Source organism: Pseudomonas sp. 29 (genome assembly GCF_002754355.1).
GTDB lineage: Bacteria > Pseudomonadota > Gammaproteobacteria > Pseudomonadales > Pseudomonadaceae > Aquipseudomonas > Aquipseudomonas neuropathica.
In genome coordinates this window covers 5,954,595-5,967,047 of the sequence record NZ_PEEY01000001.1, presented here as the reverse complement: position 1 = coordinate 5,967,047, position 12,453 = coordinate 5,954,595, and the positions used below count along the sequence as shown (strand labels likewise).

At 60.4% G+C, this 12,453-nt stretch carries 9 protein-coding genes; 4 read left to right on the top strand and 5 right to left on the bottom strand.

The features are described 5' to 3' along the window. Nucleotides 1–5 precede the first annotated feature (5 nt). On the top strand, nt 6–164 hold the full coding sequence (locus CLU80_RS30440; RefSeq protein ID WP_286079795.1) for a hypothetical protein: 159 nt from the start codon (nt 6–8) through the stop codon (nt 162–164). Between the two features lie 30 nt (nt 165–194). On the opposite strand, the gene CLU80_RS27790 is transcribed toward CLU80_RS30440, so the two are convergent. After that, nucleotides 195–707, bottom strand: coding sequence for an MgtC/SapB family protein (locus CLU80_RS27790; protein ID WP_099759043.1), 513 nt, complete (start codon nt 705–707; stop codon nt 195–197). A gap of 124 nt (nt 708–831) precedes the next feature. Here CLU80_RS27790 and CLU80_RS27785 point away from each other — a divergent pair, with 124 nt between their 5' ends. The 3 genes from CLU80_RS27785 to mapR all read left to right on the top strand — a co-directional run bounded on the left by CLU80_RS27785 (nt 832) and on the right by mapR (nt 4,389). Beyond that, nucleotides 832–1,080 (top strand): DUF3203 family protein, encoded by a 249-nt coding sequence (locus CLU80_RS27785; protein ID WP_093432963.1) that lies wholly within the window; start codon nt 832–834, stop codon nt 1,078–1,080. Between the two features lie 195 nt (nt 1,081–1,275). After that, on the top strand, nt 1,276–2,706 hold the full coding sequence (ccoG, locus tag CLU80_RS27780; RefSeq protein WP_099759042.1) for a cytochrome c oxidase accessory protein CcoG: 1,431 nt from the start codon (nt 1,276–1,278) through the stop codon (nt 2,704–2,706). A 273-nt stretch (nt 2,707–2,979) separates the two neighbouring features. Then, nucleotides 2,980–4,389: a GntR family transcriptional regulator MpaR gene (gene mapR, locus CLU80_RS27775; RefSeq protein ID WP_099759041.1), complete on the top strand. Its 1,410-nt coding sequence runs from the start codon at nt 2,980–2,982 to the stop codon at nt 4,387–4,389. A 134-nt stretch (nt 4,390–4,523) separates the two neighbouring features. On the opposite strand, the gene CLU80_RS27770 is transcribed toward mapR, so the two are convergent. From CLU80_RS27770 to CLU80_RS27755, 4 genes are all read right to left on the bottom strand, one after another. Then, nucleotides 4,524–5,270, bottom strand: a complete 747-nt coding sequence (locus tag CLU80_RS27770) for an SDR family oxidoreductase (RefSeq protein WP_093432969.1) — start codon at nt 5,268–5,270, stop codon at nt 4,524–4,526. A 180-nt stretch (nt 5,271–5,450) separates the two neighbouring features. Continuing rightward, nucleotides 5,451–7,532, bottom strand: a complete 2,082-nt coding sequence (locus tag CLU80_RS27765) for a putative bifunctional diguanylate cyclase/phosphodiesterase (protein WP_099759040.1) — start codon at nt 7,530–7,532, stop codon at nt 5,451–5,453. A gap of 342 nt (nt 7,533–7,874) precedes the next feature. Then, nucleotides 7,875–9,347, bottom strand: coding sequence for an efflux transporter outer membrane subunit (locus CLU80_RS27760; RefSeq protein ID WP_099759039.1), 1,473 nt, complete (start codon nt 9,345–9,347; stop codon nt 7,875–7,877). Then, the gene (locus tag CLU80_RS27755; RefSeq protein WP_099759038.1) at nt 9,344–12,451 is read right to left on the bottom strand and encodes an efflux RND transporter permease subunit; all 3,108 of its coding nucleotides are present in this window, start codon (nt 12,449–12,451) and stop codon (nt 9,344–9,346) included. The genes CLU80_RS27760 and CLU80_RS27755 overlap by 4 nt, the downstream gene beginning before the upstream one ends. Nucleotides 12,452–12,453 lie beyond the last annotated feature (2 nt).

The window sequence follows — 12,453 nt, the reverse complement described above, 5'->3', positions numbered from 1 at the left end:
ATCAGATGAATATCCCGATCCCGGCCGAAACGCCCGATCCGAACATCGACAAACCCACGCTGCCCGAGACCGAGCCGCAACCGATTCCCGAGCAGGAGCCACCCGGCACCACGCCACCGCCTAAAGAAGAACCACCAACGACGATGCCTCCTGTGATCGGCTGAATCCGCTCCTACAGGGATAGTTCGGCGTGGTTACAGGTGATCGTTGTTCTGCTCATCTTTTTCGAACAGACGTACGATCCGTGGCATCACGCTGAAAATCCCCAGCGCCAGAAAAGTACTGAGTAGCGCCGTTGCTTCCCTGCCCAATCCCGCCGCGACCCCAATGGCCGCCGTCATCCACAGCCCGGCAGCCGTGGTCAGGCCTTTGACATGGCCCTCATCACCTTCCTTGTTTTTCAGGATAGTCCCGGCACCGAGAAAGCCGATCCCGGCAATCACCCCTTGCACTACGCGGCTCATCGCATCGGATTCCGCCCCTGATGTCTGCGGCACCAGTACAAACAGCGCAGCCCCCAGCGCCACCAACATATGCGTGCGCACCCCGGCAGCCTTGCCCTTGTGTTCGCGCTCGAATCCGAGAATGCCGCCCAGAATGGCGGCCATCAGCAGGCGCACGGTGATGCGCGTCAATTGCGACGCATCCGCGACGTCGGCGAATTCCGCCTGCAGGGTTTGCCACACTTCATGCCACCACGCGTCCATCGTGCAGTCCTTGTTATTGGCTGGATAGACGATGGACAGCGGCGACCATTAATCAGTTGCGCAGAACCATCGGTGAAGCGTGCGCCCTAACCTTTCAGACTTCCCTGAAAAAAGGACCGCCCTCATGCCCGTTCGAGTCGATGAATCCAACCCCGAACAAAAAGTGTGTTTTTTCACCGTCGAGAATGGCGAAGAAATCCGCATTTGCGACACCTTGGAAGTGCGTACGGACAGCGACAAGGCCATGTCGTTTGTGGAAATAGATGGCCGGCGCGTTTACATCACCGAGGCAGAAGCCGACGAATTGACCGTCGCAGGCGCCAAGGATGGTCGCAAGCACTTGAAGGCTGACGAGAGTGGTTCGGTGATTTGACTGACCTTGATCAACACCCCGCGCAAACGCCTGATATAGGCCTTTGCGCCTTTGTCTGCGGGCTGCTTCAAGTTGTCGCAGGCGTTGCGCAGAATCGCATCTGATCCGCTTTTTATTGAAATAGCTGAGTCTGTTATGCAAACAGATCGACGCTCATAGTGCTCTGGCCTGATGGAGGCTGATGAGCGAATAACCATGAGCGAACAAATCCCCGTCCGAACCGTAGAAGCATCTCCAACTATCAAAAGTGTGCCCGCACGCCCAATGAAGGCGACGGCCAAATCCAGCGACAACCAGATCCACACCCGCAGCTTCACCGGCCTGTTCCGCACCCTGCGCATGAGTGGCGCGGGATTTCTGTTCGTGTTGTTTTTCGGCACCGTGTGGCTGAACTGGGGCGGACGTCAGGCGGTGCTCTGGGATCTTTCCGAAAGCAAATTCCACATCTTTGGCGCGACGTTCTGGCCGCAGGATTTCATTCTGCTGTCGGCGCTGCTGATCATCGCTGCGTTCGGTCTGTTCGCCATCACCGTGTTCGCCGGCCGGGTCTGGTGCGGTTACACCTGCCCGCAAAGTTCGTGGACGTGGATCTTCATGTGGTGCGAGAAGATCACTGAAGGCGAACGCAACCAACGCATCAAACTGCAAGCCGCGCCGTGGAGCCCGAACAAACTGGCGCGACGCGCGGCCAAGCACACCCTGTGGCTGGCGATCAGCGTGCTGACCGGCCTGACCTTCGTCGGTTACTTCACGCCGATCCGGCCACTGGCCGAAGAACTGCTGACCCTGCAAATTGGCGGCGTCAGCCTGTTCTGGGTGCTATTTTTCACCGCCGCCACCTACATCAACGCCGGTTGGCTGCGTGAGGCGGTGTGCATGCACATGTGCCCGTATGCGCGGTTCCAGAGCGTGATGTTCGACAAGGACACCCTGGCGATTTCCTACGACGTGGCCCGTGGCGAAAACCGTGGCCCGCGCAAACGCGACGTGAAACCGCTTGAGGCTGGCCTGGGTGATTGCATCGACTGCCAGTTGTGCGTGCAGGTCTGCCCGACCGGCATCGACATCCGCGACGGCTTGCAGATGGAGTGCATCGGCTGCGCTGCGTGCATCGACGCCTGTGACTCGATCATGGACAAGATGAACTACCCGCGCGGCCTGATCCGCTACAGTTCCGAGCGCGAACTGCAGGGTGGCAAAACCCACCTGCTGCGCCCACGCCTGATCGGTTACACCGTGGTGCTGGTGGCGATGATCGGCGCATTAGCATTAGCGCTGGTCGAGCGGCCGATGGTCTCGCTGGACGTGACCAAGGATCGCGGGTTGTTCCGCGAGAATGGTCAGGGCCAGATTGAAAACATCTATAGCCTCAAAGTCATCAACAAGACCCAACAGCGCCAGGACTACAACCTGAGCCTGGTGGATGGCGACGGCTTCCAGTTGCAGGGCAAGACTGGACTGAGCCTGGCGCCGGGTGAGATTGTCGATGTGCCGGTGTCGGTGGCGATGACCACGGAACGCCCGGCCAGCAGTTCGCAGACCTTGAGTTTCAAGATTGTCGACAGCGATGAGCCTGAGGTTTACAGCGTGGCGAAGAGCAGGTTTGTTGCGCCGATGAATCGCTGAGCCGTTAGAATCTTTTTCCCTCACCCCAGCCCTCTCCCGGAGGGAGAGGGCTGGGGTGTCTGTCGCTATACATCGACCTGACAGACCGAGTCGATTATAGATTCAGCAAAGCACTTTTCAGTGCTGAGTCGATTGTGGATTCAGCAAAGCACTTTCAGGTCGGTGTAGTTCGCAAGCATCCCCCAATCAGTCCCCTCTCCCTCTGGGAGAGGGCTAGGGTGAGGGGCAGTTCTCCTGACACACCTCATCATCAACCAGCACCAAGGCTCCTCGATGAAACGCTACGAAAAATTCGCCGACGACATCGCTGAACTGATCCGCTCCGGCGTCCTTGGCCCCGGCCAGCGCGTGCCCTCGGTGCGTTACGCCAGCCAGACCTACGGGGTCAGCCCGTCCACGGTGTTCCAGGCCTATTACCTGCTCGAACGCCGTGGCCTGATCCGCGCCCGGCCGCGCTCCGGCTATTTCGTCAATACCCACGCGCCGAGCCCGTTCTCGGAGCCGGTGATCAGCAGCCACGTCAACGACTCCACCGAAGTCGACGTCAGCGAACTGGTGTTCTCGGTCCTCGATTCGATCAAGGACCCGAGTACCGTGCCGTTCGGTTCGGCGTTCCCCAGCCCGACCCTGTTCCCGTTGCAGCGCCTGTCGCGATCGCTGGCCAGCGCGGCCCGCGAGATGGACCCGCGCATGGTCGTCACCGACATGTCGCCGGGCAATCCGCAACTGCGCCGGCAGATAGCCCTGCGCTACATGGTCGGCGGCCTGATGCTGCCGATGGAAGAGCTGCTGATCACCAACGGCGCGCTCGAAGCGCTGAACCTGTGCCTGCAAGCCGTCACCGAACCGGGCGATCTGGTGGCCATCGAAGCCCCGGCGTTCTACGCCAGCCTGCAAGTGCTCGAACGGCTGAAACTCAAAGCCGTGGAAATTCCCGTGCACCCGCGCGATGGCATTGACCTCGGCGTACTTGCGCAAACCCTCGAACGCCATCCGGTCAAAGCCTGCTGGTGCATGACCAGTTTCCAGAACCCGATGGGCGCAACCATGCCCGAGGCGAAGAAACAGGAACTGGTCGAACTGCTGCGCCGCCATCAGGTGCCGCTGATCGAAGACGACGTTTACGCCGAACTCTATTACGGCCAACAAGCACCGAAACCGGCCAAGGCGTTCGACAAGGAAGGTCTGGTGATGCACTGCGGTTCATTCGCCAAAAGCCTAGCCCCCGGCTACCGCATCGGCTGGGTTGCCGCCGGACGCTACGCGCAGAAGATCGAAAGACTGAAACTGATGACCTCTCTGTGTGCTTCGATGCCAGCGCAAGCGGCGATTGCTGACTACCTGCAACACGGCGGTTATGACCGGCACCTGCGCAAACTGCGTTACGCACTGGAAGAACAGCAGAGCGCGATGCTCGCGGCGATTGCCCGGTACTTCCCGGCGCAGACGCGGGTCAGCCAACCGGCCGGCGGCTACTTCTTGTGGCTGGAACTGCCACCGCAAATGGATTCGCTGAAGTTGTTTCAGATGGCACTGGCGCAAGGCATCAGCATCGCGCCGGGGCCGATTTTTTCGCCGACGCAGCGGTTCAGGAATTGTATTCGGTTGAACTATGGCAGCCCTTGGACTGAGGATTCGGAAAAGGCCATGGAGACATTGGGGCGGATTGTGCGGTCGTTCTGACAGATTGATGGTGTTTGCCTTGGCCTCTTCGCGAGCAAGCTCGCTCCCACATGGGTTCTGTGTCATTCACACATCCAATGTGGGAGCGAGCTTGCTCGCGAAGGGGGCGGTGCTATCGAAGCAAATCCAAGCGATCAGCGCCCACCACCCAAATCAACAAACGTCCCGGTCGCATAAGAAGCCTTATCCGACAACAACCAGACAATCGCCTCCGCCACTTCATCCGGGCGCCCGCCACGGGCCATAGGAATCGCCGACTCAAGCTTGCTGACCCGATCCGGATCGCCGCTCAAGGCGTGGAAATCGGTATAGATGTAACCCGGGCGCACCGCGTTGACGCGAATCCCCTCGCCCGCCACTTCTTTGGACAAGCCAATGGTGAAGGTGTCGAGCGCACCTTTGGACGCGGCGTAATCGACGTATTCGTTGGGCGAACCGAGACGCGCGGCCACCGACGACACGTTGACGATGCTGCCACCCTGCCCGCCGTGCTTGGGCGACATGCGCAGGATCGCGTGTTTGGCGCAGAGAATCGGCGCCAGGACATTGGTTTTCATGATTTTGAGGATGCGGAATTCGGACATTTCGTCGACCCGCGATTTGTGTCCGACAGTGCCGGCGTTGTTCACCAGCGCGGTGACCCGGCCCAACTCGGTGTCGACCCGATGGAACAATGCGATCACTTCGTCTTCGATGCTGACGTCGGCACGCACGGCGATGGCCTGGGCGCCTAATCCGCGAACTTGCTCCAGTACGCTTTGCGCGGCTTGCTCATCCGACTGATAGTTGATGCAGATCCGATAACCTTGCTCGGCAGCCAACAACGCCGTAGCGGCGCCAATCCCGCGCCCGCCACCGGTGATCACAATGACTTTATCCATGCTGGCCTTTCCCCCAAATGCACACGTAACAGTCGGGGGGAAGAATAACCGCCATTGGCGGGTTTTGCATGAGGTCTGTTGTGTCGGGCCGGACGCCTTCGCGAGCAGGCTCGCTCCCACAGGGGTATGCATTCCAAATGTGGGAGCGAGCTTGCTCGCGAAGAACGATAACGCGGTCGATCAGACCACCGCTGACTGCTCACCCCGCGCAATATCCTGCATGAATTTTTCCGCCGGCATCGGATGCCCGAGCAGATAACCCTGCAACGAATCACAGCCCAGTTCAGTCAGAAACGCCTGCTGCACACCGGTCTCGACACCTTCAGCGACAATGCGCAAACCCAGTGCCTGCCCCAACGCGACAATTGCCGAGACAATCGCCGCATCGTCGCTGTCATGCTCCAGATCGCGCACAAAACCGCGATCAATCTTCAGCTCGTTGGCCGGCAACCGCTTGAGGTACATCAGGCTGGAATAACCGGTGCCGAAATCATCGATCGACAGGTCGACGCCCATGTCCGACAGTTCTTGCAACACCATCATGCTCGCATCGGCATCGCTCATGGCCGTGGTTTCGGTGATTTCCAGAGTCAGGCTGTTGGCCGGCAAGTGGTGCGTGGCCAGCGCCTTGGCCACGCTGCGCACCAGTCCCGTGTGGCAGAACTGCAACGCCGACAGGTTCACCGCGATACGCCAATCGGTGTAACCGAGCACATACCATTCGCGCATCTGGCGACAGGCTTCGTTGAGCACCCAGTCGCCGATCGGGATGATCAGCCCGGATTTCTCGGCCAGGTCAATGAACTTGTCCGGCATCAGCATGCCGTGGATCGGGTGCTCCCAGCGCAACAGCGCTTCAGCCCCGACCGGACGGCCGTTGGCGGCGTCGAACTTGGGTTGGTAATGCAAGCTGAACTGACTGTGTTCCAGCGCCGCGCGCAGGTCCTGCAACAACTGCAACTGCTTGCGCGCGTTGTTGTTCATCGACGCATCGAAAAAGCTGTAACCGTTTTTGCCGCCGCCCTTGGCGTGGTACATCGCCGCGTCGGCGTTCATCAGCAGTTCCTGCGCGGTCTGGCCATTACCCGGGTACAGGGCGATGCCGACGCTGGCGGAGATCTGCAAGTCATGCTCGGCAACGCGGAATGATTGTGCGATCAGACCGACCTGACGCGCCGCCAGTCCCAGCGCATCATTGGGTTCGCTGAGGCGCACCAGTAACACGAATTCATCGCCACCGATCCGCGCCAGCGTGTCGAGGCTGCGCAAGTCTTCACGCAGACGCACGCCGACTTCGCGCAACAACTGATCACCCATGTGATGACCGAACGCATCATTAACCGGTTTGAAGCCGTCCAGATCGATGAACATCAAGGCAAAGCAACCGCCCTGCTCGTTGACCTTTTTCATCGCCTGATTGATCCGGTCGTCGAGCAACATGCGATTCGGCAGGCCGGTCAGGGTGTCGTGCAGGGCCAGTTGCGTGAGTTCACGGTTGGCGACGGTCAACGAATGCGCCAGATCGGCAGTGCGCGCTTCAAGCCGTGCGTCGAGGATCGAGGTGAGCAAGGCAATCGACAGCACCGCCAGCGTGGTGATCAGCACCAGGCTGTCGAGGCCGCTGCCCTTCAAACCGTTGACGGTGGCACCGCAGAAACTGCCGTCTGGAAATTGCGCAGCGGCCATGCCGGTGTAATGCATGCCGACAATGGCGACGCCCATGATGACCGCTGCGCCGCCGCGAATCAGGCGCACATACGGCGAGTGCTGACGCAGGCGAAAGGCAATCCACAGCGCCGCTGCCGATGCGCCGACCGCAATCAGTAATGAAGCGCCGAACAGCGTCGGGTCGTAGTCGATCCCCGGCGTCATGCGCATCGCCGCCATGCCGGTGTAATGCATGGCACTGATCCCGGCACCCATGATCAGCGCACCGAAGGCCAGTTGCAGAACCGGCAGTTTCGGCTGGCTGACCAGCCACAAGGCGAACCCGCAGGACAACACGGCAATCAACAGTGAAAGCGCGGTCAGGGTGATGTCGTAGCCAAGGTCGATCGGCAGTTTGAAGGCGAGCATGCCAATGAAATGCATCGACCAGACGCCGATACCCATGGCAAACGCACCGCCGGCGTTCCAGAAATGCACCGCACGGCCCTTGGCCGTGGCAATGCGACCGGTGAGGTCGAGCGCAGTGTAGGAAGCGAGAATCGCCACGCACAACGAAATAAAAACCAGGGTGGAGGAATAACTACCGATGAGCATGGGATTTCTCGTGGCCACCCAACGCGGACTGCGTCCATTCTCGGTCGGGCAAATGCGGCGATTGTACTGATTACGCAGAAGAACGCACTGACAAAGTAATCAATTGGCCATCAAGCCGATGAAACGTTTGTTTGATCGCTCGACGAGGCTCTGGAATGGGCCTTTCTGCAACTGGCGCGCTTACTGTGGGAGCGAGCTTGCTCGCGAATAGGCGCGTTGATCGTTCCCATGCTCCGCGTGGGAATGCAGCCCGGGACGCTCCGCGTCCCTTCAAAGCCGAACGCGGAGCGTCCGTTGAGGCATTCCCACGCAGAGCGTGGGAACGATCAGTGAAGCCAACCTTCAGCGGGTGTTATCGCTGACATCCAGTTGTCCGTCCCAACCGCCGCCCAGCGCTGCGATGAGTTGCACGCTGGCAATCAAGCGGCTTTGCAGAATATTCAGCACATTGCGCTCATTGCTCAACGCCGTCGCTTGCACCACCACCACATCGATGTAGGCAATCAACCCGGCCTTGTACTGATTTTCCGTCAGGCGCAGGGAGTCGCGGGCCGCATCGAGCGCTTCCTGGCGCACCGCCGCTTCGTCTTCGTACACCTTCAACTGCACCAGATAGTTTTCCACTTCGCGGAAACCGTCGAGCACAGTCTGGCGGTACTTGGCCACGGTCTGGTCGTAGACCGCTTCAGTGCGGTCGACTTCTGCCGAACGAATGCCGCCATCGAAAATCGGCAACGACAGTTTCGGCCCGACCGACCAGAAACGGTTCGGCAGGCTGACCAGGTTCTGCGAGGTACTGCTGCTGTAACCGCCGCTCAGGCTCAGGCTCAGGTCCGGGTAATACGCCGCTTTGGCCACGCCGATATTGGCGTTGGCGGCAATCACCGAACGCTCCGCCGAAGCGATGTCCGGACGCCGCTCAAGCAACTGCGAGGGCAGGCTCAACGGCACCTGCGGCAGCTTTGGAATGGTCTGCACTTCGGCAATGTTGAAATCCGCCGGCGCTTGCCCGGTCAGCACGGCAATCGCATTTTCGAACTGCGCGCGCTGCCAGATCAGGTCGACCAGATCAGCCTGGGTGCTTTTCAGTTGCGTCTGCGCCTGTGCTACCGCATCGCGCCCGGAAACGCCCGCGCGGTACTGGTTCTGGGTCATTTTCAGCGAGCGTTCGTAAGCGGCAACCGTGGCTTCGAGCAGGCGTTTTTGCTGATCGATCACCCGCAGTTGCAGGTAGTTCTGCACCAGCTCCGATTGCTGACTCAGGCGCATGGCCGCCAGATCGGCAAAACTGGCCTGGGCACTGGCCTCATCGGCTTCCAGTCCACGGCGCAATTTGCCCCAGACATCGGCTTCCCAACTGACGCCCAGCTCGGCGTTATAGGTGTCGCGAATGCCACTGGAGGAACTGCTCAGACTCGAACTGCTGCTGCCGGTGCCTTGGCTGGAGCGGGTCTTGCCCAAGCTCAAGTCAACGCTGGGATAGAACGCTCCGCGAGCACTGCGCACCAAGGCCTGAGCCTGGCGGTACTGGGCTTCCGACTGCGCGACGGTCTGGTTGGAATTGTTGAGCTTTTCTATCAACCCGTTGAGTTGCTGATCGCCGTACAACTCCCACCAGGCGCCACGGGCCAGCGAATCGCTCGGGTTGGCCTGGGTCCAGCCCGCGGCTTCCTTGTACTGGGTGATTTCAGCGGTTTGCGGACGTTGATAGTCCGGGCCGACGGCGCAGGCACTGAGCATCGCCACGCACAGTGACAGGCTCAGCAAGCGCGAGCCCCGAACAGTGGCCAGATTGATAAGCGAACGGTCAGTCATAGCGGAGTTTCCAGAGCGGCGTCAGTACGCACGCCACGCCATTTGTTGAAACGATGGCGCAGCTTGTCGAGATAGAGGTAAACCACAGGCGTGGTGTAAAGCGTCAGCACCTGACTGAAGATCAGCCCGCCGATGATGGTGAGGCCCAGCGGCTGGCGCATTTCCGCGCCCTCGGCCCGGCCGAGCAGCAGTGGCAAGGCACCGAGAATCGCCGCCAGCGTAGTCATCAAAATCGGCCGTAGCCGTTGCAGACAGGCGCTGCGGATCGATTCCAGCGGCGACAGGCCCTGATGCCGTTCCAGTTGCAGCGCAAGGTCGATCATCAGAATGGCGTTTTTCTTCACCACGCCAATCAGCAGGAACAGCCCGAGCAGCGAGATCAGGCTGAACTCGCCGCCCAGCGCATAGATCGACAGCAACGCACCGACACCGGCCGACGGCAGGGTCGACAGAATCGTCAGCGGATGGATGTAGCTTTCATACAGCACGCCCAGCACCAGATACACCGCCAGCAACGCGCCGAGAATCATGAACGGCTGGCTCTTCTGCGTCGCGGCGAAGGCATCGGCAGTGCCGGCCATTTTCGCGATGACATCTTCCGGCAGGCCGAGCTTGGCAATCGCCCGCTCGATCGCGGCACTGCCCTGCTCCACCGTCACGCCTTCGGCCATGTCGAAGGAAATGTCTTCAGAGGCAAACTGGCCTTCGTGGCTGACGCGGTCGTCTTCCAGGCTGTTTTCGTAATGAGCGAACGTCGACAGCGGCACCCGCGCACCGTCAGCGGTGATCACCTGCACTTGCTTGAGCGTCACCGGATCCTGGGCGTATTTCGGATTGACCTCCATCACCACCTGATACTGGTTGAGGCTGTCGTAGATCGTCGAGATCTGCCGCTGGCTGTAGGCGTTGTTCAGCACCGCCGTGACCATGTTCATGTCGACACCGAGGCGTTTGGCCTGGTCGCGGTCGACAATCAGCGTCACTTGTTGCGCCCCGGCGCCTTCTCGGGCATCAATGGCGGTCAGTTCGGGCAGGGCTCGCAATGCCGCGACCACTTTCGGAAACCATTTACGCAACTCGCCGAGGTCGGCGCTTTGCAGGATGTAGCTGTATTGCGAACTGGTCTGCTCGCGACCGCCGCCAAATTGCAGATCCTGATCGGCCATCAGCATCAACTGCGCGCCGGGCACTTTAGGCATTTCCTTACGCAGACGCTCGATGACTTTCTGTGCCGACAGCTGCCGCTCCTTGATCGGTTTTAGACGCACAATCATGAACGCGTTGTTGGTGCCGTTGCTGCCGCCGATGAACCCGGCGACGCTTTCCACTGCTTCGTCCTTGAGCACTGCGCGGCGGAAGATTTCCATTTTCGGCTGCATCACGCTGAACGACAGGCCGTCGTCGCCGCGCACAAAACCGATCAACTGGCCGGTGTCCTGCTGCGGCATGAAGGTTTTCGGCACCACCACGTACAGCGCGACGTTGACGCCGACGGTGATCAGCAGGCTGAGCAAGGTCAGGCGCCGGTGACGCAACACCCAATCGAGGCTGGTGGCGTACTTGCCGACCATCCAGTCGTTGGTGCGACGGCTCCAGCGTTGCAGGCGATTTTCCTGCCCCGGCGTGTGCGGCTTGAGCCAACGGGCGCAAAGCATCGGCGTCAACGTCAGCGAAACCACCAGCGATACGACGATGGCCGCCGCCAGGGTGATGGAAAACTCGCGGAACAGGCTTTCGACAATCCCGCCCATGAACAGGATGGACAGGAACACCGCCACCAGCGAGACGTTCATCGACAGCAAGGTGAAACCGACTTCCTTGGCCCCGAGGTACGCGGCCTGCATCGGTTTGACGCCTTCGTCGATGTGCCGGGAGATGTTCTCCAGCACCACAATCGCGTCGTCCACCACCAGACCGGTGGCGAGAATCAGCGCCATCAGCGAGAGGTTGTTCAGCGAGAAACCGTAGAGGTACATCACCGCAAAGGTGCCGACCAGCGACACCGGCACGGCCAGTGTCGGAATCAGCGAGGCGCGGAAGTTACCGAGGAACAGGAATACCACCAGAATCACCAGCGCCACGGCAATCAGCAAGGTCATCTCGGCTTCATGCAGCGTCGCCTTGATCACCGGCGAGCGGTCCATGGCCAGATTCAGTTTTACGCTGGCAGGCAACACCGCTTGCAAGGCCGGCAGTTGCGCCTTGATCTCGTTGACCGTCTCGATGATGTTGGCGCCAGCCTGGCGGTTGATCACCAGCAGCACCGCCGCGTCATCGTTGAAGAAGCCGCTGTTGTAGCGGTCTTCGACGCCGTCACTGACCTTGGCCACGTCCTTGAGGCGCAGCGCGGCGCCGTCGGCGTAGTGGATGATCAGTGACTCGTAATCCTTGGCTTTCTCCAACTGGTCATTGGCCTGGATCTGCCACAAACGCTGGCCGTCCTCGACCGAACCCTTCGGCCGGCGCACGTTGGCATCGGCGATGGTCTTGCGCACATCGTCGAGCGCCACGCCGTACTGGTTCAGCGCCTGTGGTTCGAGCTCGATGCGCACCGCCGGCAGCGAACTGCCGCCGATCTGCACTTCACCGACACCCTGCACTTGCGACAGGCTCTGCGAAAGAATCGTCGAGGCCAGATCGTAAAGCTGGCCTTTTTCCAGCACATCGGAGGTCAGCGACAGCACCATGATTGGCGCCTGCGACGGGTTGACCTTCTTGTAGGTCGGCATACTGCGCATGCCGCTCGGCAGCAGATTGCGCGAAGCGTTGATCGCCGCCTGCACTTCCCGCGCGGCACCGTTGATGTCGCGGTCGAGATCAAATTGCAGAATGACCCGGGTCGAACCCTGACTGGAGCGGCTGCTCATGGTGTTGACGCCGGCAATCGCGCCGAACGAGCGCTCCAGCGGTGTGGCCACGGTGGACGCCATGACCTCCGGGCTCGCGCCGGGCAGACTGGCCTGCACGACGATCACCGGGAAATCCATTTGCGGCAGTGGCGAAACCGGCAGCAGGCCGAAGCTGACACCGCCGAGCAGCATGATCGCCAGGCTCAGCAGCATTGTGGCGACCGGGCGCTTGATGAAAGGGCCGGAGAGGTTCATTG